The organism is Mesorhizobium sp. KACC 23794 (genome assembly GCF_052180275.1).
GTDB lineage: Bacteria > Pseudomonadota > Alphaproteobacteria > Rhizobiales > Rhizobiaceae > Kumtagia.
The window spans coordinates 5,169,479-5,192,048 of the sequence record NZ_CP197465.1 but is presented as its reverse complement, the minus strand read 5'-3'; the positions used below and the strand labels follow the sequence as shown (position 1 = coordinate 5,192,048).

Sequence of the window (22,570 nt, the reverse complement as noted above, 5' to 3'; positions counted from 1 at the left end):
GGGTGGGGGTCGAGACAGTCTCGGCCTTTGCCGGATTTGTCCCTTGTTCAGGCAGATCGTCGAGCATGGGCGCGGCGTTACCCCCACCCTGTATCCCTCCCCACAAGGGGGAGGGGGGCGTCAGCCTCGAAGCGAGTCGTCAACGAGTGCGCTGCATGACCCCCTTCACCGTCAACTACACCGGCGACTATCTCGACGAGCGCGGCAATCTCAGCGTTTCCGACATCGCGCTTGATCTTTACGCCGCCGCGCCTTTCATTTCACACGGTTTCCTCACCGAGCAAAGTCCACAACCCGGCGACACAACCTATTGGGACCGCCTCTATTCGCTGGAAGTCACGCCGGAGCAGGTCGCGCGCTCCGAGGCGATCGTCATCTTCCGCCCGTGGGTTCGCGCGTCGGCTTTCGCCAATGGCGCCGGGCGGCTGACCGTGATCGGCAGGGCAGGGGCCGGCATCGACAAGCTCGACCTCGCCGCCTGCACGCAAAACGACGTTGCGGTGTTCAACGCGCCGGACACGCTGACCCACGCCACGGCCTCCTCCGCCTTCCTGTTCATCCTGGCGCTGGCCAAGCGGCTGACTGAACAGGAGCGGCTGGTGCATCGCGGCCGCTGGGATTTGCAGCCGCAGACCATGGGCATCGATCTGCCGGGAAAAGTGCTCGGCATCGTCGGGTTCGGGGCGAGCGGGCGTGAACTGGCGCGGCTCATGCGGCCGTGGGGCATGGAGATCATCGCCTATTCGCCACGCGCCGGCGCAGAGGATGCGGAGGCGCTCGGCGTGACGCTGGTGGCCAGCCTGGACGAACTGCTGGAGCGCTCGGACTTCGTCAGCCTGCACAACAGGCTCGACGCCTTAACGCGCGGCACAATCGGCGCCGAGCATTTTTCCCGCATGAAGCGCGGGGCCTATTTCATCAATGTCGCGCGCGGCGAGGTCGTGCGCGAGCCAGAACTTGTCAACGCTTTGCGTGACGGTGTCATCGCTGGCGCCGGGCTCGATGTTTTCGAGCACGAGCCGATTCCCGCAGACCATCCGCTGACCGGGTTCGAGAACGTCATCCTGACGCCGCACTGGCTGCCCTCGACGCGCGACGCCGCGCGCCTGACCATGGTGACGATGTCGAACGGCATCCTGCGTGCCGCCCAGGGTCTAGTGCCCGACAATGTCGTCAACCCGCAAGTGCTCGACCGGCCTGGCTTTCAGGCGAAACTCGCCCGTTTCGCGTCGAACCGTTCTTCCTAACCAAAGCTCAGGATTGCCGAAAAATGTTCCGTCCCAACCGCTTGAAAGCCCGCGTTCGCGCCGGGGAAAAATCCATCGGCACATGGCTGCAAAGTGCCGCGCCCACCTTTGCCGAGATGGCGGCGGTGGCCGGCTTCGACTTCATCATCATGGACGAGGAGCACGGGGCGGGTGAACTGCACCATGCCGTCGACATGATGCGGGCCGCCGCCTGTACCGACACGACCATGGTCATCCGCGTGCCTTCCGACAATCCGGTCTATCTGCGGCGCTTGGTGGAGGCTGGCTGCGACGCTCTGCTGGTGCCGATGGTGGAAAGCGCCGAACAGGCCCGCGCAGTCGTCGAGGCGGTGCGCTATCCCTCGCGCGGCAAGCGCGGCAATGCCTGGGATGCCGCGCGCGCCTCCAGCTTCGGCCTCTATCCCAGCTACTACCAAGAGGCCGACGACAATCTGCTGATCATCGTGCAGATCGAGACCAAGGCTGGCGTGGAGAACGCGCGCGAGATCGCCGGGGTCGAGGGTGTAGACGTGATCTTCATCGGGCCGACGGACCTTTCCGGCAGCATCGGCTTTCCCAACCAGACCGGCGCGCCGGAAGTCGACCGTGAGATCCGCCGCGCCATGGCCGCCGCGCGCGAGGCCGGAAAGCCGCTTGCCACGGTGCCGCGCGTCGGCCGCAGCAGCATCGAGCTGTTCGACGAGGGGTTTTCGATGATCGCCTGGGGCAGCGAGCTTTATTTCTATCGCCTCGGCATCACCCAGATGATAAAGGAATGGCGGGAATATCAGGGCAAGGAACCCACGCTCGCGGCGCCCGGAGCGTCGTCCTACGGTCGGTAGGTGGTGCGTCCTTCGAGGCTCGCCCGTTGGGGTTCGCCTCCCATCTGCAATGTCGTGCAGGCTCGCGCCTCCGGATGAGGATCGGCGTGCCGGGAAGGCCAATCGCAAAAGTCGGTGTCTCGGCAGGATGTATATCTCTTGTGCCGGCGCTGGCGAGTGGCCTTGCCGGCACGCCGGCCCCCGTCCTGAGGCGCGAGCCCGCAACGCGTTGAAAGAAAGGTGAGAGTCCTTCGCGGCGAGCCTCGAAGGACGCACCTCAAATCTGTCAGAACATGTACCCCGCCGTCCAGCCGCCATCGACCATCATCAGGTGGCCGGTCATGTAGGAATTTTCCGGCGCGCTCAGGAACAGGATGCCTTCCGCGATCTCTTCGACATGGGCCGGGCGGCCAAGCGGGATGTGGTTCATGAATCCCGCCATCTGCGCGCGGAACGAGCCGTCGTCGCCGTAGAAGAGCTGTTTTGTCCCTTCGGTCAGGACCGAGCCGGGGGCCAGCGAGTTGACCAATATGCCTTTTGGCCCGAGTTCCAGCGCCATCGAGCGGGTCAGGTGGATCATGCCCGCCTTGGCCGCGACGAAGGCGCTCTGCAGCCGCATCGCCGTGACCCCAACCACCGAGGCGATGTTGACGATGCGGCCATGGCCGCGCTTGACCATCGGCTGCAGCACGGCATGGCTGACGACATAGAGCCCGTCGAGGTCGATGCTGACGATGCGGTGCCACTCCTCCTCGGAGAATTGATCTATATCGACGCGGTCCTTGAACGTGTTGACGCCGGCATTGTTGATCAGCACGTCTATCCTGCCGAATTTTTCCATAGCCAGGTCGACGGCGCGTTTTGCGTCCTCGGCGCGGCGCACGTCCATCGAAACGGCGAGCGCGCTCGGCAGTTCGGCTGCGACGCGCTCGGCGCCCTCGGCGTTTATGTCGGCGACGACAATAGCTGCCCCGTTCGCCGCCAGCCGATGCGCGGCGGCGCGGCCGATGCCGCCAGCGGCTCCGGTGATGAAGACCACCTGCCCGGTGAGATCAGTGCGCATGGGAGGGCTCCATTCGACAATTCTGCGTGGATGGTCGACCCCCACTCCGGTTTGCTTCGCAAACCACCTCTCCCCCGATCGACGGGGGAGAGGAAAGCCGGCCGCGTCTGCGCGACATACTATTACGTAGCACTTGTGCGAGGAGGGGCGAAAAGCGCGGAGCTTTTCCTCTCCCACGTCGTTCGGGGGAGAGGTGGCTCGGGCGAAGCCCGAGACGGAGTGGTGGTCGACTGATCCTCACTCCGCGCTCTCAAAAATTCCGCGCATAGCCCGCCGCCCAGCCACCATCGACGTTCAACGTGTGTCCGGTCATGTACGCGTTGTCCGGATCGGCGAGGAACAGCACGGCGGAGACGATCTCGTCCAGCGTGGCCGCCCGCTTGACGCCGGTATGCGTCAGGAAGCGCTGCGTCCGCACCTCGCCGTCCGCCTCATAGGCACCGACCGACACAGCATTGACGACAGTGGTGGGGCCAAGTTCCATCGCCAGCGTCCGCGTCAGCGAGGAGAGCCCGGCCTGATCGGCGGAGAAGTCGGCGAAACCTTTTACCGGCACCAAGCCGGCCGCCGAAAACACCAGCACGACGCGCTTCAGCCTCGGGGCGAGTTGCCGGATTGCGGCGATGAAATCGGCACGCTCAGGTCCAAATCCGGTGTCCAGATCGGGCAGGCCGTTGGCGCCTTCGCTGACCAGCACAAGCGCGAACGGATCGCCTTGAGCTGCTCCGCCCACCACGATTTCCGCCGCGCTCGCCACATCGCTCTCGACGACCTTCGCGCCATTGTCGGCAAGAGCCTGGCGCACTGCCGAGGTCAATGCGCCCTCGGCGCCGCCAACCAGTGCAATCTTGCCGTCGAGGTCGATGTTCACGCCTTTGCCTCTGCGGTGCCGGAAGTCTCGCGCGCCTCGGGAACGTCCCGGCCGTAACGCGACGCGGCATCCTTCAACTGCGCCCACGTTGTGCGGTCGATGGGAATGCCGTTCCTCGCCCGGCGTTCGGCCTCGGCCTTTTCCACATCGCCCGGGGCCATCACCTTCTGCCCCGGCTGCGCCGGCTGGGCACGAAGGTCGTTGAGGAAGGCACCGACTCGCTCGTCGAAAGCGGCGAGCGCCTGGAAGATCGCCGGGTTGAGGATCAGGAAGAAATGTCCGATGGGAATCGGCTTATCGTATTTGGTCGCGGTTCCGGCCAGCGGCGGGATGGTGAAGCCGTGGCCCATGCCGGAAAACGCCGAGCACAACAGGTCGACCATCGCTGCCAGCCCGGCGCCCTTGTAGCCGAAGCCGGCGCCGCCCACCGGCAGTACCGCGGTCGCCTGGAACGGATCGGTAGTCATCACGCCGTCCGCAGTCATCGCCACTTCGGGCGGCAGCGGGGTGCCGGTCGCGCGGCGCAGGAAGATGCGGTTGTAGGGGATCGAACTCGTCGCCATGTCGAGCAGCATCGGCTCCTCGCCGGGCGCCGGCACGGCGAAGCTGATCGGATTGGTCCCATAGAACGGCTTCGTGCCGCCGAACGGCACGACGGCGGCGTCGGCATGCGTCATGCTGATTGCGGCGAAACCCGCACGCGCCGCCGCAAGCGCGTAGACCCCCGAAGCGCCATGATGGGTCGAGCGTCCGACCGTCACCGCCGCGACGCCGCTTGTCTTGGCTAGAGCGATGCCTTCCTCGATGGCGCGGAAGCTGGCGAGATGGCCGAAACCGTTATCGGCATCGACATGACCGACCGCCGAGGCTTTTTTCGAGAACGTGACATACGGCGTCTTGTTGATGCGTCCGCCTTCCAGCATCTGGATGTACCAGGGAACCAGCCGCACACCGTGGGTGTCGACACCGCGCGACGAGGCGTCGACAACTGCCCGGGCCACCGCCTCCGAGCTTTCCGTGCTTGCGCCGCCTGCATGCAAGAGGCCGCTCACATAGGCCGAAAGCGCGGACGCTGGACATAAGAACCCATCGATCGGCTCGATCGCCATTCAAAAATCCTCCCGGTGATTCCGTTGCGGCATTGGCTGCCGTCTTTTAACTAGACCAAAAGGCGGAACGGCGTCTCGACAAGGTCCCTGAACACGCCAAGAAATTCTTCGGCATCTTCGTCGCCGACCCTAGACGGATCGTAGCTCAGCAGGCATTCGGCGGACCCGTCCTTTTCGCCGGCTCCGACCACCAGCCTTGCCACGCCGCCGCCGATCAACCGTGCAGCGACCGGACGGATGCCGGCGCGGCCGAGGAACGAGACCGCGAGTGTGGCCTCGCCTGCGTCATTGGCCTGCTGCCGCATTTTCGAGATGGTACTGAGAGAGGCGTCGGCCAAGTCTATCAGCCGCTGGCGCCTGTCGGGAGCGCTGAGCAGAAGCAGCGCCCGATCTGGGGCAACGGATTTGACCGCTTCCGATGCGAACGCCGCGGCCTTCAGGCAGATGTCCTCTCGTGAGACACCCGGACGGAGTTCGGCGATCTGCGCAAGCAAGGCCTCAAGCGCCGAGAAAACGACACGAGCGACGACAGCCGACGGAGCCGCCGTGGAGGCAACCGCCACCTTTGGCGACACGGCAATCGCAGGAGCGGCATCTGCGGCGACAGGAGCCGAAATCGCCGGGGCGGGCTGTCGGGCGATTTCAACCTGCGCCGGCCTGAAATGGATCAGGTCGTCGCCGGTGATGCGGCCGTCCGGGCCGGTTCCCGCTATGGCCGACAGCGACAGGTTGCGTTCGCGCGCTAGGCGCCGCGCATAGGGCGTGGAGCGCAGGCGCTGCAGGGCATGGGCGGCGGTGCTCATGATCGCCGCCCCTTAGTGCACGGCGCCGATGCGGCCGCCCATCGGCACCACCGTGCCGACGGCTTGTTCGATCGTCAGCGTGCCGGCGGACGGCGCCTCGATCTCGACCACCGCCTTGTCGGTCTCGATCTCCGCCACCAGTTCGCCGGCCTTCACCGCCTCGCCCTCGGCCTTGGCCCAGCGGATGATCGTGCCCTCGCTGACCGTCAGGTCGCCGAACGGCATGGTGATGGGCTCGCCGCCATTGCCGGCCGCCGCTGCCGAACTTGGTGCCGGCGTTGCGGCCGGCGCCGGGAGATTGGTGTTCGCCGCTGCTGCGGCGGCTGTAGCTGCGACGGGGGCAGCGACCGCCGTGCCCGTGGCGGCCGCAGCCGCCGCAAGACCCGGATAGCGCCAATGCGACGGCACCGGCGCGCGGCCGGCGATCACGTCCTTGGCCGCCGCCACGATCTTCGCCGCATCGACCAGCATCATCCGTTCCAGCGATGGCGCCAGCGGATGCGACACCGGCTCCGTATGCAGCCGCCCGACCGGCGCATCGAGATCGTCGAAGGCGATCTCGTTCATCGCCTGGCCGAGTTCGGCGCCGACGCCGCACATTGCCCAGCCTTCGTCGACGATCAGCAACCGATGCGTCTTCGCCACGCTTTCCGCCACCGTCTTCACGTCGAGCGGCACGATGGTCCTGAGGTCGATCACCTCGCAGTCGATGCCTTGGGCGGCAAGCGTTTCCGCCGCTTCAAGGCTGCGATGCACGAGCTGGCCCGCCGACACGATCGTAATATCCTTGCCGGTGCGGGCGATGCGCGCCACGCCGAACGGTACGAGATGTTCGCCTTCCGGCACTTCGCCCTTGGTGGCGAAAAGCGCCTTCATCTCCATCATCATCACCGGGTCGGACGCCCGCAGCGCCGTCTTCATCAGGCCCTTGGCGTCGGCCGGCGTCGAGGGTACGCAGACGATCAGGCCCGGCACATGCGCCCAGACCGGATGATAGGCGCCGGAGTGATGCGGCCCGGCGCTGCGCACCGCGCCCGCGCCGACGCGCACCACCATCGGCGCGCTCATCTGGTTGTTCGACATGTAGCGCAGCTTTGCCGCCTGCAGCACGATCTGGCCGCCGGCCTCGAACATGAAATCGGCGAACATCAGGTCGGCGACGGTGCGTGCCCCGGTCGCTGAGGCGCCGACGGCGGCGCCCGTAAAACCCTGTTCGGAGATCGGCGTGTCGACCATGCGGTTCGGCCCGAACTCCGCCCACAGCCCCTTGGTGTGGGCGAAGGTGCCACCGCGCTCGCCGGTGCCTTCGCCGAAGTAGAGAATCGCCTGGTCACGACGCATCTCTTCCGCGATGCCGTCGCGTACCGCGTCGAGCCAACTGGTCACCGGCCCGCCGGTCCTCGGCTTTGCCGCCAGCGCGTCGGCAGGGTTCAGCGGCTCGGCGAAGACGTGATGGAACGCGGTCGCCGAATCCGGCTCGGGCGAGCGCCGTGCGAATTCCAGCGCTTCCTGCACGACCTTGTCGATGCGGTCGTCGATGGCGTCGAGTTCGGCGGCGGCGGCTGCCTCGAATTCCTCCAGCAGTTTTTTGCGGAAGGTTGTGATCGGATCGCGGCCCAGCCATTCGTCGACTTCGGCCTGGGTGCGGTAGGTGCCGGTGACGGGGTCGCCCTCGTGGTGCCCGACGGTGCGGTAGGTTTTTGCCTCGATCAGCGTCGGCCCGTCGCCGCGCCGCGCCCGGTGTACCGCGTCGCGCATCGCGTCATACATGGCGAGCACGTCGTTGCCGTCGACCGCGATGCCCGGGATGCCGTAGGCGGCTGCGCGCGTCGCGATCTCGGGATTGAGCGTTGCGGTCTTCAGTGGGGTGGCAGTGGCGTAAAGATTGTTCTCGCAGACGAACACCGCCGGCGCCTTCTGGATGCCGGCAAAGTTGAGGGATTCGTGGAAACCGCCATGGTTGGTGGCGCCGTCGCCGAAGAAGGCGACGCCGATGTCGTCGCGGCCTTGTGCCCTCGCGGAAATGCCGACGCCGGTCGCGTGGCTGATGCCGGCGGCAACGATGCCGTTGGTGCCGAACAGGCCGACCGAGCGGTCGTAGAGATGCATGGTGCCGCCGCGCCCGCCGCAGCAGCCGTCGCGCTTGCCGAACAGTTCGGCCATCAGGATGTTGGGATGCATGCCCTTGGCCAGCGCGTGGCCATGGCCGCGATGTGTCGAGGTCACCCAGTCGGTGGGCCTGAGATGCGCGCAGGCGCCGACGGCCGTCGCCTCCTCGCCGATATAGAGATGCAGGAAGCCCGGCGTCTCGCCCTTGCGGCAGGCCGTCTGCGCGACGCTCTCGAAGCGCCTCAGCAGCACCATCTGCTCGTAGAGCCGTAGCAGAAGCGGGATGTCGAGATTGCGCCCCGCGCGAGCGGAACTGTTGCCGGCGACGGCGCTGCTTGAACTGGCCATTTCCCCACCTGCTCGCGTGCATAACCCGAGGGCTGACGCCTAATGTTATAATAGCATTATAGTATGATTGTCGGGTTCCGCAATCGGCTATCCGCCACGCGCCTGCCGTCACTGATGTTTTTTGTTAACAGTAGGCAGTACCGGTAGCGCCGTGCGTGGACAAGCCCATTAGATTATAATAGCATAGTTTTCATAAAGCGGGAGGAACGGCTTTATCGCGCTTGCGGAGAGCAGGGCGCTCGTATCGGATCGGCGGGTCAAGCGCGTTGTCGCGTGCCGCTTTTCGAGCACGGCGCGGTCGGCGCGTCACATGCATCGGGAGGAATTCATGAGGACTTTATCGAAGTGGGGTTCACTGGGCGTCATGCTCGGCGCCCTCGTCTTGACTGCCGCGGCGTCGTTGATATCGCCGGCCTACGCGCAGACCGTCGACGAGATCATCGCGCGCGGCAAGCTGATCGTCGCCATCGACACGACCACGCCGCCCTACGGTTTTCTCGACAAGGACCTGAAGCCCACCGGCTTCGACATCGAAGTCGCCAACAAGATGGGCGAGGCGCTGGGCGTGCCGGTCGAGTTCGTCACGGTCACCTCGCCGGGCCGCATCCCGGCGTTGCTCACCAAGCAGGTCGACGCCGTCGTCTCGATCTTCTCGATCACCGCGGCGCGCGCCATCCAGATCGACTATTCGATCCCCTATGCGGGGCAATCGGCGGTCGTCATCGCGCCAAAGAGCACGGCGATCAAGGGCCATGCCGACCTCGTCGGCAAGAAGGTCGGGCTGACGCGCGGCACCGGCGAGGACGGTCTGCTGACCAAGGCGGCGGAAGCCAATCCCGGCATCGAGATCCTGCGTTTCGACGACTATTCCTCGCTGCTGCAGGCCATGGTGTCCGGCCAGATCGACGCGATGGGCGGCGGCGACTATGGTGAGATCTACCTGAAGAAGGCGCAGAACGGCGACGATTTCGAGCAGAAATACATCCTGAAGACGTTCTATTTCGGCATCGGCGTCGCCAAGGGCAACGACAATCTGCGCCAGTGGATCAACACCTGGCTGTTCACCCTGAAGACCGACGGCACGCTGGAAAATCTGTCGATGAAATATCGCAACCAGCCGCTTCCGACGCTGCCGGTTTTCTGATCGGATCGCTTTCCTGACCTCAGTGCCGGGGCCGTTCGACGGCCCCGGTTTTCATTGCCAAGCGAGCCATGACAACCGTCCTGCAATTCGGCCCGGTTCTGGTGCATCTCGACAGGCTCCTGTGGGGGCTTGCGCTGACGCTGGAATACGCAGTCCTGTCGATCCTGTTCGGCACGGCCATCGGCATCCTCGGCGCTGTCGGCCGCTGTTTTGGGCCGCGCTGGCTGTCCGCGGCGATCGCCTGTTATGTCGAGCTGATCCGCAACACGCCGCTGCTCATCCAGCTCTACATCGTGTTCTTCTCGCTGCCGCTGATCGGCATGAAGTTCACGCCGGGCACCTCGGCGATCATCGCGCTGTCCATCCATCTTGGCGCCTACGCCACGGAGATCCTGCGCGCCGGCGTCGAGTCGATCCCCGCTGGCCAGATCGAGGCGGCGAAATCGCTCGGCCTCAGCTCCTATCGCATTATCCGCCACGTCGTGCTGGTCCCGGCGGTGCGCGCCGTCTATCCGTCGCTGTCGGCGCAGTTCATCCTGCAACTGATGGGCACCTCGATCGTCGGCGCCATCGCTGCGGAGGAACTCACCGCGATCGCCAACAACCTGGTCATGCAGACGTTCCGCAGCTTCGAGGTCTACATCATCGTCGCCGTCATCTATTTCGTCGTCGTCCAGGCTGCGAGCCTGCTGCTCGCCGGCGCCGGACGCCTGCTGTTCCGGTGGAAGCAATGAGCCTTCGCGAATTTGGCTTCAACGAATTCTGGTTCATCCTGATGGCGGCGCGCTGGACGGTCCTGCTCGCTGTCATAGCCTTCGTAGGCGGTGGTGTGCTGGGCATGATCGTCGCCGCCATCCGCGTGGCGCCGGCCAGGCCGCTGCGCTGGCTGGCCGCCGGCTACATCCAGTTCTTCATGGGCACGCCCCTGCTCATCCAACTGTTTATGGCCTATTACGGCTCGTCGCTGCTGGGATTTCGGCCCGACCCCTGGACGGCGGCGGCGCTCACCTTCTGCCTCAACGGCGCGGCCTTCTTCGGCGAGATCTTTCGCGGCGCCATCGAGGCGATCCCGAAGGGCCAGTGGGAAGCGTCGACGGCGCTCGGCTTCCGTTTCGTCCGCACGCTGCGGCTGGTGATCGTGCCGCAGGCGGTGCGTCTCATGCTGCCGCCGACCGTGGGCTTCATGGTGCAGATCGTCAAGTCGACCTCCGTCGCCTCGCTGATCGGCCTGACCGAAGTGGCGCGTGCCTCGGTGCAGGTCAACACGGTGACCTTCGAGCCGGTCTGGGTGTTCGGCACGGCGTCGCTGATCTATTTCTCGCTATGCTGGCCGCTGTCGCTCTATGCTGGCTATCTCGAACGCCGCATGGCCGTCGGCATCGTGCGCAAGCCCGAGAAGCCGTTAATCATGACGTCAGCCTGACTTCGGCGACAAGCCAGTCACCTCCGCGCCCGCCGATGCGGCAAACTTTTTCATGGAGCCGTCAATTCGACCCGGCGAGCAGGCCGCGCGCAATCACCTGCGCCTGGATCTCGCCGGCGCCCTCGAAAATGTTGAGGATGCGCGCGTCGCACAGGACGCGGCTGATCTCGAACTCCAGCGCATAGCCGTTGCCGCCATGGATTTGCAGGCTGGTGTCTGCATTGCTCCAGGCGACGCGCGCCGCCAGCAGTTTCGCCATGCCGGCCTCGACGTCGCAGCGCCTGCCCTTGTCCTTCTCGCGCGCCGCGAAATAGGTCAGTTCCCGCGCCATGGCGATCTCGGCCGCCATCAGCGCCAGCTTGTCGGAGACACGCGGGAATTCGATGATCGGCCGCGCGAACTGCCGGCGCGTCATCGCATAGTCGAGGCCGAACTCGAAGGCCCGCCGCGCCACGCCGACGGCGCGCGCCGCCGTCTGGATGCGCGCGCTTTCGAAGGTTCGCATCAATTGCCGAAAACCTTCGCCTTCGACGCCACCCAGCAGCCCATCCGCCGGCGCGGCAAAACCGTCGAAGGACAGCTCGTATTCGCGCATGCCGCGATAGCCCAAAACCTCGACCTCGCTGCCGCTCATGCCCGCGGCGGGGAAGGGGTCCGCCTCAGTGCCACGCGGTTTCGGCGCAAGCAGCATGGAAAGCCCGGAATGGCCCTTCACGTCGGGCTTCGTGCGAACCAGAAGCGTCATCAAATCGCTGCGGCTGGCATGGGTGATCCATGTCTTGGAGCCGAAGACCTCCCAGTCGCCGGCCGCGTTGCGGGCCGCGCGCGTCGCCAGATTGCCGAGGTCGGAACCTGTATCCGGTTCGGTGAATACGGCGGTCGGCAGCACCGCCCCGCTGGCCACGCCGGGAAGCCATTGCGCCTTCTGCGCGTAGGTGCCGGCGAGGCTGATCAATTCGGCGGCGATCTCCGAACGGGTGCCGAGCGAGCCGGCGGCGATCCAGCCGCGGCTCAGTTCCTCCGTGACGATGCACATGGCGACCTTGCCCAGGCCAAGTCCGCCATGGTCGGGATCGATCGACACGCCGAACACGCCGAGTTCCGCCATCTCGGCCACGACTTCGTCGGGGATCAGCGCGTTTTCGAGATGCCATTTCTGCGCCTGCGGAATGATGCGCTCGTCGGCGAATCGGCGGAACTGGCCGCGGATCATATCCAGCGTCTCGTCGCCGAAATCCTCGGCGATGCCGCCGCCGGCCTGGAATCCTTGAACCAGTGCAGCGCGGTTCTCCGCCGTATTGCCGCCGCGTATCAGCAGATCGACGTGATGATCGCGCGCAAGCCTCTCGGCCGCCGCCTCGACGCCAAGATCCATCGGCCGGGCGATCTCGTTCTGGCTCATCGGCAGGCCGCCGATGAGCTGGGAAAAATATTCGCCGATGCCGATCCTGAGCGCCAGCGCCTCCATCCCGCCCAGCCGGCCTGCTTCGTCCAGACGCCTGGCCCAGGCGGTGGATTTCTCGATTGCCGTGACGGTCGTCGCAATCCAGGCAAAACCATGCGCGGCGCGCTGCTCGCGGTCGAGGCTGGCATTTGAAATGCGTCCGTCGACGGTGACCCGTTCCGCCACAGCGCGGCGCGCTTCGGCGAGATAACGGCCAGCGGCGTAGGATGCCGCGGACAGCAACTCGACCAGCGGAGGGGTGTTAGCCTCCGCCGTTGACGCCAGTCCGGTCGCGCTCAATTCTGCGTCTCCGGCCCGGCGACGATCTTCCTGTCGTGCAGCGCGCCGATCTCAGTCTCCGACAGGCCGAGAATGTCCACAAGCACCTCGTCCGTATGCTCGCCGAGCACAGGCGAGCGTCCTGGCAGGTCTCGTTCTTGACCGCTAAAACTCGCCGCCGAGCCGGGCGTGAGATAGGCCGGGCCGCTCGGGTGCTGAACCTTGGCGAAGACCGGATTCGCTTCCGAAAGATCGGGGTCCTCGGAAAGCGCCTGCGACAGCGTCCGATACGGCCCCCAGCAGCCACCGGCGGCATCGAGTGCGGCGGTCAGTTCGCCTTGGTTTCGCCCGGCGATCGCGGCCGCCACCAGCGGATTGAGCGTCTCTCGATGCTCGAACCGCACGCCTTCGTCGCGGGCAAACGATACGCCGGCCGCTTCCTCGGCGCGCTCGACCGCCTCGCCGATGCCGAGCACTTCGACAAGCCCCGACCATTGCCGCTGGGTGATCGCCACGATCATGATTCGCTTGCCGTCGCGTGTGACGAAATCCCGCCCGAACGCGCCGAAAAGCTCGTTGCCGTAACGCGGCCGGTCGGCCCCTGTGATCGCAGTCTCGGCGATCTGGCCGAGATGGCCGAGGCTCGCCATGGCGACGTCGCTCAGCGGCACGCGAATCTCCTGGCCCTGGCCGGTATCGCGCCGATGGCGCTCGGCCGCCAGCAGCGTGAAGGCGGCGTAGGCCCCGGCCAGAAGGTCCCACGCTGGCAGCACATGGTTCACCGGTTCGTCGCCCATCGAGACCGGGCCGGTCATCTGCGGAATGCCGATGGCGGAGTTCACCGTATAATCGACGGCGGTCGTGCCGTCCGGCCGGCCCATGACACGCAGCACGATCAGGTCGTCGCGCTTTGCCTTCAGACGCTCATAGGAGAGGAAACCCGCAGCCGGAAAATTGGTGAGGAACATGCCCCGGTCCGGGCCGGGCGCGGCGATCAGGCTGGTCACCAGTTCGCGGCCCTGCGGGCTGCCGAGGTCGACGGCGATCGACTTCTTGCCCTTGTTCAGTCCCTCCCAATAGAGGCTGGCGCCGGCTGCGCGTGGCCAGCGGAAAAAGTCCGGCCCGCCGCCGATCTGGTCGATGCGGACCACCTCCGCGCCGAGCTGCAAAAGGTGCAGCCCACAGGATGGCGCGGCGATGAACGACGCCGCCTCGACGATCCGCATGCCTTTGAGAAGTTTGTACATTCCGACTGCGCCCCGTCTTCTCGAAACGAGGCGCGGAGCATTCCGTCGCGGCGTCGCCGTCGCCTCTCCGGCCTGTTCAGACCCGACAGGCCACGATGCACCTTTGCATCGATTGCCGTTTGCGTAAACCGTGGAACGCCGCCTCGGCAAGTGGAAGCGATCCCGTGTCTGTGCGAACAGCCACCGTTCGGCGCGCCATCGCCGTCCCGGCCTCGGCACGTGCTGTCTTCAAAATGTTTCCTGTTTGTTCTATTTTATGCGGATGCAGCTGGATCTGGGACTGGACGAACCCGAACAGGCGGTGGATCGACCCGAGCGCAAGCCTGTGCATTCGCGCCGCCCGCGAAAGCCGGCAGAACCGCAGCCACCGATTCCCGGCCTTGAAATCACACGGCTCGACAATCTGTTCTTCGCCATCCGCGTGCCATGCGCTGTCGCCCCCGCTATTGGCGACATCCGGTCCAGATTGATGAGCGAGGCGGAAATGAAGGGAACTCTGATCTCGGACCACTGCCTTCACATCTCGATCCATGCGCTCGGCATGTATGAAGGCCTGCCGGAAGGCATCAAGACCCAGGCGCTTGAGGCGGCAGCGGCGCTCCACATGCAGGCTTTCGACGTGGAATTCGGCCGCGCCTTGAGTTTTGCCAACCCACGCAACAATCACCCGCTGGTGCTGCGGGCTACGGATGGGCTGGGTTCGCTCTATGATTTTCACCACGCACTGGGCGAGGAGATACGGAAGGCCGGGCTGGGCCGGACGGTGGTGAAATCCTTCACGCCGCATGTGATCATGCTGTATTCGCCGCGGGTTCTGGCGGAGCGGGCTGTCGAACCCGTCGGCTGGAAGGCGAAGAGTTTTACGCTGATCCACAGTCCCTATGGTGCTTCGACCCATAACCCTGTGGAGGAATGGCGCTTTTCCGATTGAACCGGGAGCGTTCCCACCGTCGGCGGATCTTTATGAAAACCTTCGACGTGGTAGAGGTCGGGACATCCGGTTTCGGTATGCCCGAACCGGGATTGTGGGGGGATCGGAAACAAATGACCATTCGCGTCGGCGTCATCGGCTGCGGTTTCTATGCGCAGAACCATTTGAATTCATGGGCTGAATTGAAACCGGACGGGGCGCTGCTCGCCGCCGTCTGCGACGTCGATCGGGCCAAGGCGCAGGCCGCCGGGCGCGGCTTCGGCGCCCCCTGGTACACCGATGCGGCAAAGATGCTGGACGCGGAGAGGCTTGATGTGGTCGATATCGTGACCCGCCACGAGACGCACCGGCCGCTGGCCGAACTGGCGATCGGGCGGGGTGTGGCGGCGATCGTGCAAAAGCCGTTCGCGACCGGCTGGGACGATTGCGTGGCGATCGTCGATGCGGCGGCGAAAGCCGGTATCTGGTTGGCGGTGCACGAGAATTTCCGGTTCCAGACGCCGATGCGGCACGTCAAAAGGGTGATCGACAGCGGCGCGATCGGCCTGCCGACATGGGCGCGCATCAATTTCCGCACCGGCTACGACATCTACAAGACGCAGCCCTATTTCTACGACGAGGAGCGCCTGGCTATCGCCGATGTCGGCATCCATGTGCTTGATCTCGCACGCTTTTTCATGGGCGAGGTCAGGCACATTTCTTGCGAGGCGCAGCGCCGCAACCCGAAGGTGAGGGCGGAGGAGACCGCCACCATGATGCTGCGGCACGAGAGCGACGCCGTCAGCGTCGTCGAATGCACCTACGGCTCGCGCAAATTGCCGGACGCATTTCCCGAAACGCTGGTCGAGATCGAGGGCGAGCGCGGCGCGGTCGTGGTCGACATCGGCATGCGCATGTCCGTCACCAGCAACGGCCAAGTGCTTGAAGAATCGATAGGATCGCCGCTGCGCCCATGGACCAGCGAGCCCTGGCACGCCAGCCAGGAAGGCGCCTACAACGCCTGTGCGCATTTCCTGGATTGCCTGAAAAAGGGCGTGCCGGCGGACACGTCCGGCGAGGACAATCTGAAGACTTTCGCGCTGGTCGACGCCGCCTACAAGGCCGCCGAGGAGAAGCGCGCCGTCGAACCGGCCAAGTGGCGGCGGAAGGCGTAGTCGCCGGCCGAATTTCCTGGGAAACGAAACGAATACAAGGACTTGGGCTTTCCACCCCTGGCTCGGCAGCCATATGGAAAAACCGGCGTGAAGTCCGGAAGATCAAGCCTTTTCAAAGGTTTGCGCGGAACTCGCTGGCAAAATGCCGCGACGGGCTTCACGAAAGGCATGTTTTTGCCGGTTCGCACTGCCGAAAAGGCCGAGTTCGCTTGACGGCGCGGCGTTTGGTGTTGACGGTTTCATGGCGCGCGGGCGCACAGGATTTTGGGCGGATTATCCATGACGAGACGCTGGCAGCTTGCCCACGGACGCCACCTCGACCTCGGCGACAAATCGATCCTGATGGGCATCCTCAATGTGACGCCGGATAGTTTTTCGGACGGCGGCGAGTTCGACCGGCCGGAGCGGGCGATCGCCCAGGCGAGGAAGATGGTGGAGGAGGGCGCTGATATCATCGACGTCGGCGGCGAGTCGACCAGGCCGAATGCCACGCCGGTTTCGGCGGCCGACGAGCAGGCGCGCATACTTCCGGTCATCGCGGCTGTGGCGGGGCAGGGGTGTTTGATCTCGGTCGACACCTATCGCGCCGGGACGGCGCGGCTGGCGGTGGCGGCCGGCGCCCATATCGTCAACGACGTGCACGGGCTGCAGCGCGAGCCGGACATCGCAAAAGTGGCGGCCGACACCGGGGCGGGACTGGTCATCATGCACACCGGCCGCGACCGCGAAAAGCTGCCGGATGTCATCGAGGACCAGTTTTTCTTCCTCAGACGCTCGCTGGAGATCGCCGCGGCGGCCGGCATTCCGGACGACCGCATCGTGCTCGACCCCGGTTTCGGCTTCGCCAAGGATTATGAGGAGAACCTTCAGGTCATGGCGCGGTTCAGTGAGCTGAAAACGCTGGGCTTCCCGCTGCTGGTCGGCACCTCGCGCAAACGCATGATCCGCCACGTGGCCGGCGCCGACCGGCTGGCGCAGGATACAGGCACCGTCGCCACCAGCGTCATTTTGCGCATGAAAGGCGCGCTGATTTTCCGGGTGCACAATGTGGCGATGAACCGGGATGCGCTGGCGTTTGCGGATGCGATGGTGGAGAGGGAGGCTCTTCATCCCTAGAGGCGATGTCTCAGGTCGGGATAACCCGACCCTGAAGATTTGGGAGCAGGTGGAGATCAGCGGCCAGCTCCAAAGCCGCCTTAAGATTCCCCGGGTTTAGTCAGCGGTCATGTGGCGACGATCGATGCCATAACACCGCCAAAGATCCGCCTCCTGATTTCTCAATCGGAGGGGGCGCCGATTATTCCGAGATAGGCTCCATTCTCTTCGAAACGGCAGTCGAAGCCGGCATCGCGGTCGTCGTCTTCGCTGTCCACCGTGCCCAACACCAGAAGCTTTCCTTCACGTCGAATTGGAGGATCGGTCGTAATGTCCTCGGGCTGCGCCTCAAATTTCGCCGCTACCGCCTTTTGACAAAATATCGTCATTTCGCCCTCGGGAACTATGGTTCCCAGGCGGGGTTCTTCCGCCGCGTTCCCGATCCGAGCCATACCACAGCCAATGATCGCAAGCGTTAGCAGTACGTGCTTCGAGTGATATTTCATCATCGTAGATCCCTCCTTGTTTCAAGACATGTCTCAAGCCTCAAGCTTGCAATTGCTTCGCGAAGTCGGCGTCGAAAAAATGCTCGGTGGACGTTACTTGAGGGTGTGCTTTTGCGCCACGAAATCTGCAACGATATTATCCTTATCCGCCACATGGGCGGTACCGACCGGGTGGCGCAGGAAATCAGCACCGCCGCCGCCAGCGTTGTTCCGCCGATGAAGGGCGCGCGACCGGCTGTGTCACAAGCGCAGCAAGCCGGCAGCACAGGCAGTGGCCGGGCGCGCAAAGCTGCCACACGCCCTCGTGTGGCCGGACGCCCCCTCGGCGGGGCGTCCGGCATTGGCGGATCAGTCGTGGCCGGCCTTCATGCTGCGGACCTGCTGCATCACCTGCTCCAGATTGTAGCTTGCAGGGTCCTGAAGGGGCGGGTAGGTGATGTAGGTCTCGAGATGCTTCAGCCACAATTGCTGACCGATCGGCAGTATGTTCCAGTCATAGACGTAGGCGGTGGACGGTGAAGCGATGGCGCCGCCCATGCCAAAGAGTGTCTTGATCTGCTGTCCGACCGAAGTCTCGAACGGATCGCGCTTGATATTAACGACCTGCGTCCACGAGTAGGGCATCACCCCGGCGATGAAGCCGGCAGGATCGTCCGACACCATGGCGAAATACATCTTCCAGTTCTTGTAGCGGACGGCCGAGGGCTCCTTGCCGGAGTAATACAGGAAGGAATCGCGCGCCGAGGGTGCCTTGCCTTCCAGGAAGTCGCGCTGGTCGATCCCGTCGAGCGTGGTCTTGACGATACCGGGATATTGGCCCGCCTCGATCTTTTTCTTCAACTCGTCGCCCTTCGGGCCGCCTGCGATGTTCACGAGCGTCGGCAGCCAGTCGAGCGCCGAGAACATGTCGTTCTTAACCGTGCCGGGCTCGATGTGCCCCGGCCAGCGCACGACCAGCGGGGCACGCATGCCGCCTTCCCACGTGCTGAGCTTGCCGCCCTTGAACGGCGTCACGCCTCCGTCGGGGAAGGTGATCGTCTCGGCGCCATTGTCGGTGGTGAAGACGACGATGGTGTTGTCGAGTTCGCCCATTTCCTCCAGTTTCTTCAAGACGTAGCCGATGTTGTCGTCCATCTGCTTCATGCCGGCTTCGTTGACGCCCCAGTCCTTGCCGCCGGGCTCGCCGACCATGTTCAGATATTTGTCGGGCAACACCGTCGTGATGTGCATGCGAGCCGGGTTGTACCAGACGAAGAACGGCTTCTTGGTCTTTTCCGGATCGTTCCTGTCGAGGAAGTCTATGACCTTGGCGGAAATTTCCTCGTCGATGGTCTTCGAACGCTCCAGAGTCAGTGGCCCCTCGTCCTTGCAGGACTGATTTGCCGGGGACCCATCGGAGGATGCGCAGGCGAGCATCGGACGCGGCGGCGTCAGGCAGGTCGTTGTCTTGGGATCCACGGCGGCGGGGTCTTGCGCTATGCCGGGGATCGGCGTGTTTCGGCAAGGCGGCGCGATCCCCTGCTCGGTCGGGGTCTTGTTGATGTCGGGGAAGCTTACCCCCTGCATGGCGTCGAGGTGATAGAGGTAGCCCCAGAACTCCTGGAATCCGTGAGCCGTCGGCAGAGATTCGGTGGTATCTCCGAGATGGTTCTTGCCAAACTCGCCTGTCGTGTAGCCAAGATCATTCAGGAACCGGGCAAGGTGAGGCGTGCCGGCCCTCAGATAGGAAGGGCTCCCGGGAATTTCCGGCAGGACCATGCCGACGCGCACCGGCTGCATGCCGGTAATGAAGGCCGTGCGACCAGCCGTGCAGCTCTGCTCGGCATAGTAGGTCATGAATTTCGCGCCCTCCTGGCCGATACGGTCGATGTTGGGCGTCTCGCCGACCATCAGGCCTTGATGATAGATGCTGGGCTGCATCCAGCCGATATCATCGCCCATGACGAACAGGATGTTGGGCCTTTGCGCATCCTGCGCAGTGGATGGAAGGTTTGATACAGCAAGGACTGCCAGCGATACGGGCACGCCTAGCCACATATTCCGAAGCATACTCATCTGAGAATTCCTTCCGGCTGCCCGAAACGGGCCGGCAGCCCTGTGCCCATTTCCAACGAGGCAACAGACAAGTGCCGCCTCCTCTCAATTTTCATTGCCAAGATCGCTACTTATGAAGCTCCTCCTCTGGTTTCGCATTTCGCCGGGACGCCAGCCTTTGCACTGAGACAAGTTCTCAGCCGGCGATAGGCAGCACCTATAAGATGCTTGCCAAGTTCTCGTCTGATTTTCTCTTATATAGCGCCACACGCCATCCTCCTGGCGAGCCACGCTACTCCCGACGGGCCGGCGGCGCTATGTAAATTACATAGGCGTGTGTGTATGCCGTCGAAGGATTAGTTCCTGGTGCCCGGGCGCTCTGATGAAATGACCGCTTTCAATCCCGGACGGTCGCAAAGTTGATCGTGAGCGAATGCTTTCGGACGGCGCAGAGGTGCAGGTAACTACTTTGGGCTCATTTCAGATGAATGAACCAAAATACTTCGTAAAGCCGGCTGCTCCGCGCCCTCACCCCACCAATTCCCGCTGCCGCGCGACGGCCCCGATGCGGCGATAGACGAACGGCTCGTCGCGATTGGCGCGCGCGGCGGCCTGCGCCTCCTCGATCAGGCGGGCCATGCGGGCGTGCAGGGGGGATTTCGCGCAGGCGGGGTCGGTAGCGGCGGGGTCGCCGGCGATGGCCATCGCCTGGCAGCGGCAGCCGCCCCAGTCGATTTCGCGGCGCTCGCAGTTTTTGCAAGGGGCTTGCATCCAGTCGGTGCCGCGAAAGGCGTTGAAGGCGGGGGAATCGCGCCAGATCTCGGAGAGCGAGCGGTCGCCGAATTTTTCGAAGGTGAGCTGTGGGATGGAAGCGGCGGCGTGGCAGGGCAGCACCGTGCCGTCGGGGGCCACCATGAAGGCGTCGCGCGCCCAGCCGCCCATGCACGGCTTTGGGTAGGTGGCGAAATAGTCGGGGGTGACGAAGTCGATGTTGAGGATGCCGGTCAGTTTTTCGCGCGCCTGCTCGACGATTTCGGCCTGGCGGTCGACGGCCGCGCGGTCGGGCATCAGCGCGTCGCGGTTGACCAGCGCCCAGCCGGAATATTGCACATTGGCGATCTCCAGCCGCTCGGCCCCGAGCGACAGCGCCAGCTCGATGAAGGCCGGCACCTCCTCGATGTTGTGGCGGTGGATCGGCGCGTTGATGGTGAGCGGCAGGCCGGCGGCGCGCGCCCGGCGCGCCGTCTCCAGCTTCTTCTCATGGCTGCCGGCATGGTTGGAGACCAGTTCGGTGGTGGCGGGTTTTGCGCCCTGGAAGCTGAGTTGGAGGTGGTCGAGCCCGGCTTCGGCCAGCGCCTCGATGCGGCCTTCGGCGATGCCCACGCCGGCGGTGATGAGGTTGGTGTAGACGCCGCGCGAAGAAAGCCCGGCGACCAGTTGCTCGAGGTCGCGGCGCAGCGTCGGCTCGCCGCCGGAAAGATGCACCTGCAAGACGCCGAGATCGGCGGCCTGGCGGAAGAGATAGAGCCAGGTGTCCGTGTCGAGCTCGCGGTTGGCTTTCAGGAGCTCCGTGGGGTTGGAGCAGTAGGGGCATTGCAGCGGGCAGCGGTGGGTGAGTTCGGCCAGCATGCCGATCGGGGGAAGGAGCTCGGTCATAGCTTCACCAGAAGTTTGTCGGACCATTCCTGGAGGAAGGTTATGACATCGGCCGAGACGTCGGCTTCCGGAGCGTCGTATTCGGCGGCGAGGCCGGCTACGATCTGCGCGACCGTGGTGCTGCCGTCGCAGCGGCGCAAAATGTCGAGGCTGATGTCGTTGGGCCAGAAGATTTTTTCCGGCGAGAGCACGGCATGGGCCTGGCGCACCGGGTCGTACTGGATGCGGACGTGGCGCGGCAGGGCAGGGATGGAGTGCAGGGAGACGAGGGCGCGTCCGCGCGGAGAGGGTTGTTGGGGGATCATGGGAGGGGGCTCCCGTTGGAAATTACATGCCCCCTCCACCACGCTTCGCGTAGTCCCCCTCCCCCGTAAACGGGGGAGGATCCAGGGCGTGCCGGCGGCGCCGCTAGTTCCTCCCCTGCGAAGCGGGGGAGGGGGACCGCCGTAGGCGGTGGAGGGGGCGCACGCCGCAAGTCCATCACGCCGCATCCTCCCGATACGCACCGGGCGGGATGTGGCCGGCGCCACCATAAGCGTGTTCGAGCGCGTCGAGCATGGCCCAGAGAATATCACATTTGAACACCAGCGCGTCGATCACACTTTGCTGGCGCTCGGGCGTGTCGGCGTGGCGCATGACATAGCTGAGCGCGAAGTCGGAATCGCGCGAGGCCTGCTCGGGGCGCTTCTTGAAATAGGCCAGCGTGTCCTCGGTGATGTAGTCGTATTTCGCCAGCATCGCCGGCACGCGCTCGCCGATGATGACGGGGGAGAACAACTCGGTCAGCGACGAGGCGACGGCTTCGAGCAGGGTGCGGTTGGCGCAGAAGGAGAGGTAGGCGCCGACGGCGAAACGCGTGGCCGGCAAGGCGAGGTGCTCGCTTTTCACCGCGTCGGCGTCGAGGCCGAGCGAGGTGACGAGATAAAGCCAGCGGGCGATGCCGCCGCTCCAGCCGTCGTCGCCGTCATGGTCCTCGATGCGCTTTCGCCATTCGGCGCGGAACGCAGGATCCTCGGCGCGGGCCAGGATGGTAGCGTCCTTGCGCGGGATCACCGCCTGGTAGCAATAGCGGTTGAGCGCCCAGGCCCGCATCTCCAGCTTGGAGAGCGCGCCGGAGGTCATCTTGTGATGGAAGGGGTGGCGGTTGTGGTAGCGCTCGGCGCCGACTTTTCGCAGGACGGCTTCGAGCTGGGTGGGGGTGAGGCCGTCTTTTGCGGCGTCGTGGAAGCTGCGGGGGGCGATGGTCAAGATGTTCATGCAGGCCTCCGCATGCGCCTCGGCAGGTG

The 22,570-nt window shown here is 64.7% G+C and carries 20 protein-coding genes; 8 read left to right on the top strand and 12 right to left on the bottom strand.

Annotated features, from left to right (window positions below; all coding sequences use genetic code 11):
- Positions 1–155 precede the first annotated feature (155 nt).
- On the top strand, positions 156–1,247 hold the full coding sequence (locus ACSBOB_RS25510; RefSeq protein WP_442578851.1) for an NAD(P)-dependent oxidoreductase: 1,092 nt from the start codon (positions 156–158) through the stop codon (positions 1,245–1,247).
- 23 nt (positions 1,248–1,270) lie between these two features.
- A complete protein-coding gene (locus ACSBOB_RS25505) occupies positions 1,271–2,089 on the top strand; it encodes an HpcH/HpaI aldolase family protein (protein ID WP_442578850.1) in 819 nt (272 codons plus the stop codon).
- A 265-nt stretch (positions 2,090–2,354) separates the two neighbouring features.
- Here the strand turns inward: ACSBOB_RS25505 and ACSBOB_RS25500 are convergent, their stop codons facing one another.
- The 5 genes from ACSBOB_RS25500 to ACSBOB_RS25480 form a co-directional block, all read right to left on the bottom strand.
- A complete protein-coding gene (locus ACSBOB_RS25500; RefSeq protein ID WP_442578849.1) occupies positions 2,355–3,131 on the bottom strand; it encodes an SDR family NAD(P)-dependent oxidoreductase in 777 nt (258 codons plus the stop codon).
- Between the two features lie 250 nt (positions 3,132–3,381).
- The gene (locus ACSBOB_RS25495; protein ID WP_442578848.1) at positions 3,382–4,002 is read right to left on the bottom strand and encodes an SDR family NAD(P)-dependent oxidoreductase; all 621 of its coding nucleotides are present in this window, start codon (positions 4,000–4,002) and stop codon (positions 3,382–3,384) included.
- Positions 3,999–5,111, bottom strand: a complete 1,113-nt coding sequence (locus tag ACSBOB_RS25490; RefSeq protein ID WP_442578847.1) for an Ldh family oxidoreductase — start codon at positions 5,109–5,111, stop codon at positions 3,999–4,001. Before ACSBOB_RS25490 ends, ACSBOB_RS25495 begins: the two co-directional genes overlap by 4 nt.
- A 50-nt stretch (positions 5,112–5,161) precedes the next feature.
- Positions 5,162–5,914, bottom strand: coding sequence for an E3 binding domain-containing protein (locus ACSBOB_RS25485; RefSeq protein ID WP_442578846.1), 753 nt, complete (start codon positions 5,912–5,914; stop codon positions 5,162–5,164).
- Between the two features lie 12 nt (positions 5,915–5,926).
- Positions 5,927–8,371: a pyruvate dehydrogenase complex E1 component subunit beta gene (locus tag ACSBOB_RS25480; protein ID WP_442578845.1), complete on the bottom strand. Its 2,445-nt coding sequence runs from the start codon at positions 8,369–8,371 to the stop codon at positions 5,927–5,929.
- A 328-nt stretch (positions 8,372–8,699) separates the two neighbouring features.
- Between ACSBOB_RS25480 and ACSBOB_RS25475 the strand changes: the two genes are divergently transcribed.
- The 3 genes from ACSBOB_RS25475 to ACSBOB_RS25465 all read left to right on the top strand — a co-directional run bounded on the left by ACSBOB_RS25475 (position 8,700) and on the right by ACSBOB_RS25465 (position 10,938).
- Entirely contained in the window at positions 8,700–9,515 is an 816-nt protein-coding gene (locus ACSBOB_RS25475; protein WP_442578844.1) for a transporter substrate-binding domain-containing protein, read from the top strand.
- A 68-nt stretch (positions 9,516–9,583) separates the two neighbouring features.
- Positions 9,584–10,249 (top strand): amino acid ABC transporter permease, encoded by a 666-nt coding sequence (locus ACSBOB_RS25470; RefSeq protein ID WP_442578843.1) that lies wholly within the window; start codon positions 9,584–9,586, stop codon positions 10,247–10,249.
- Entirely contained in the window at positions 10,246–10,938 is a 693-nt protein-coding gene (locus tag ACSBOB_RS25465) for an amino acid ABC transporter permease (protein WP_442578842.1), read from the top strand. Before ACSBOB_RS25470 ends, ACSBOB_RS25465 begins: the two co-directional genes overlap by 4 nt.
- A gap of 61 nt (positions 10,939–10,999) precedes the next feature.
- Here the strand turns inward: ACSBOB_RS25465 and ACSBOB_RS25460 are convergent, their stop codons facing one another.
- Together ACSBOB_RS25460 and ACSBOB_RS25455 are read right to left on the bottom strand one after the other, a co-directional pair.
- The gene (locus ACSBOB_RS25460) at positions 11,000–12,682 is read right to left on the bottom strand and encodes an acyl-CoA dehydrogenase family protein (protein WP_442578841.1); all 1,683 of its coding nucleotides are present in this window, start codon (positions 12,680–12,682) and stop codon (positions 11,000–11,002) included.
- A complete protein-coding gene (locus tag ACSBOB_RS25455; protein ID WP_442578840.1) occupies positions 12,679–13,908 on the bottom strand; it encodes a CoA transferase in 1,230 nt (409 codons plus the stop codon). Before ACSBOB_RS25455 ends, ACSBOB_RS25460 begins: the two co-directional genes overlap by 4 nt.
- A 484-nt stretch (positions 13,909–14,392) precedes the next feature.
- On the opposite strand from ACSBOB_RS25455, the gene ACSBOB_RS25450 reads away from it, so the two are divergent.
- The 3 genes from ACSBOB_RS25450 to folP all read left to right on the top strand — a co-directional run bounded on the left by ACSBOB_RS25450 (position 14,393) and on the right by folP (position 17,109).
- Entirely contained in the window at positions 14,393–14,839 is a 447-nt protein-coding gene (locus ACSBOB_RS25450) for a 2'-5' RNA ligase family protein (RefSeq protein ID WP_442578839.1), read from the top strand.
- Between the two features lie 113 nt (positions 14,840–14,952).
- Entirely contained in the window at positions 14,953–15,993 is a 1,041-nt protein-coding gene (locus ACSBOB_RS25445) for a Gfo/Idh/MocA family protein (protein ID WP_442578838.1), read from the top strand.
- Positions 15,994–16,272: 279 nt separating this feature from the next.
- Positions 16,273–17,109: a dihydropteroate synthase gene (gene folP, locus ACSBOB_RS25440; RefSeq protein WP_442578837.1), complete on the top strand. Its 837-nt coding sequence runs from the start codon at positions 16,273–16,275 to the stop codon at positions 17,107–17,109.
- Positions 17,110–17,270: 161 nt separating this feature from the next.
- Here folP and ACSBOB_RS25435 read toward each other — a convergent pair whose 3' ends face one another.
- The 5 genes from ACSBOB_RS25435 to pqqC all read right to left on the bottom strand — a co-directional run bounded on the left by ACSBOB_RS25435 (position 17,271) and on the right by pqqC (position 22,541).
- Complete coding sequence (locus ACSBOB_RS25435; protein WP_442578836.1) at positions 17,271–17,597, bottom strand: hypothetical protein; 327 nt, start codon at positions 17,595–17,597, stop codon at positions 17,271–17,273.
- A 345-nt stretch (positions 17,598–17,942) separates the two neighbouring features.
- The gene (locus tag ACSBOB_RS25430) at positions 17,943–19,631 is read right to left on the bottom strand and encodes an arylsulfatase (RefSeq protein ID WP_442583828.1); all 1,689 of its coding nucleotides are present in this window, start codon (positions 19,629–19,631) and stop codon (positions 17,943–17,945) included.
- Between the two features lie 525 nt (positions 19,632–20,156).
- On the bottom strand, positions 20,157–21,284 hold the full coding sequence (gene pqqE / locus ACSBOB_RS25425; protein WP_442578835.1) for a pyrroloquinoline quinone biosynthesis protein PqqE: 1,128 nt from the start codon (positions 21,282–21,284) through the stop codon (positions 20,157–20,159).
- A complete protein-coding gene (pqqD, locus tag ACSBOB_RS25420) occupies positions 21,281–21,589 on the bottom strand; it encodes a pyrroloquinoline quinone biosynthesis peptide chaperone PqqD (protein WP_442578834.1) in 309 nt (102 codons plus the stop codon). The genes pqqE and pqqD overlap by 4 nt, the downstream gene beginning before the upstream one ends.
- A 175-nt stretch (positions 21,590–21,764) precedes the next feature.
- Entirely contained in the window at positions 21,765–22,541 is a 777-nt protein-coding gene (gene pqqC, locus ACSBOB_RS25415; RefSeq protein ID WP_442578833.1) for a pyrroloquinoline-quinone synthase PqqC, read from the bottom strand.
- Between the last annotated feature and the right edge of the window lie 29 nt (positions 22,542–22,570).

Excerpts from the sequence above, each read along its gene's own strand:
- ACSBOB_RS25455 (WP_442578840.1), bottom strand. The coding sequence starts at position 13,908 with ATGTACAAACTTCTCAAAGGCATGCGGATCGTCGAGGCGGCGTCGTTC.
- ACSBOB_RS25435 (WP_442578836.1), bottom strand. The coding sequence starts at position 17,597 with ATGATGAAATATCACTCGAAGCACGTACTGCTAACGCTTGCGATCATT.
- ACSBOB_RS25485 (WP_442578846.1), bottom strand. The coding sequence starts at position 5,914 with ATGAGCACCGCCGCCCATGCCCTGCAGCGCCTGCGCTCCACGCCCTAT.
- folP (WP_442578837.1), top strand. The coding sequence starts at position 16,273 with ATGACGAGACGCTGGCAGCTTGCCCACGGACGCCACCTCGACCTCGGC.
- ACSBOB_RS25470 (WP_442578843.1), top strand. The coding sequence starts at position 9,584 with ATGACAACCGTCCTGCAATTCGGCCCGGTTCTGGTGCATCTCGACAGG.
- pqqD (WP_442578834.1), bottom strand. The coding sequence starts at position 21,589 with ATGATCCCCCAACAACCCTCTCCGCGCGGACGCGCCCTCGTCTCCCTG.
- ACSBOB_RS25430 (WP_442583828.1), bottom strand. The coding sequence starts at position 19,631 with ATGTGGCTAGGCGTGCCCGTATCGCTGGCAGTCCTTGCTGTATCAAAC.
- ACSBOB_RS25445 (WP_442578838.1), top strand. The coding sequence starts at position 14,953 with ATGACCATTCGCGTCGGCGTCATCGGCTGCGGTTTCTATGCGCAGAAC.
- ACSBOB_RS25465 (WP_442578842.1), top strand. The coding sequence starts at position 10,246 with ATGAGCCTTCGCGAATTTGGCTTCAACGAATTCTGGTTCATCCTGATG.
- ACSBOB_RS25510 (WP_442578851.1), top strand. The coding sequence starts at position 156 with ATGACCCCCTTCACCGTCAACTACACCGGCGACTATCTCGACGAGCGC.
- ACSBOB_RS25450 (WP_442578839.1), top strand. The coding sequence starts at position 14,393 with ATGAAGGGAACTCTGATCTCGGACCACTGCCTTCACATCTCGATCCAT.
- ACSBOB_RS25475 (WP_442578844.1), top strand. The coding sequence starts at position 8,700 with ATGAGGACTTTATCGAAGTGGGGTTCACTGGGCGTCATGCTCGGCGCC.
- ACSBOB_RS25490 (WP_442578847.1), bottom strand. The coding sequence starts at position 5,111 with ATGGCGATCGAGCCGATCGATGGGTTCTTATGTCCAGCGTCCGCGCTT.
- ACSBOB_RS25500 (WP_442578849.1), bottom strand. The coding sequence starts at position 3,131 with ATGCGCACTGATCTCACCGGGCAGGTGGTCTTCATCACCGGAGCCGCT.
- ACSBOB_RS25505 (WP_442578850.1), top strand. The coding sequence starts at position 1,271 with ATGTTCCGTCCCAACCGCTTGAAAGCCCGCGTTCGCGCCGGGGAAAAA.
- pqqE (WP_442578835.1), bottom strand. The coding sequence starts at position 21,284 with ATGACCGAGCTCCTTCCCCCGATCGGCATGCTGGCCGAACTCACCCAC.
- ACSBOB_RS25480 (WP_442578845.1), bottom strand. The coding sequence starts at position 8,371 with ATGGCCAGTTCAAGCAGCGCCGTCGCCGGCAACAGTTCCGCTCGCGCG.
- pqqC (WP_442578833.1), bottom strand. The coding sequence starts at position 22,541 with ATGAACATCTTGACCATCGCCCCCCGCAGCTTCCACGACGCCGCAAAA.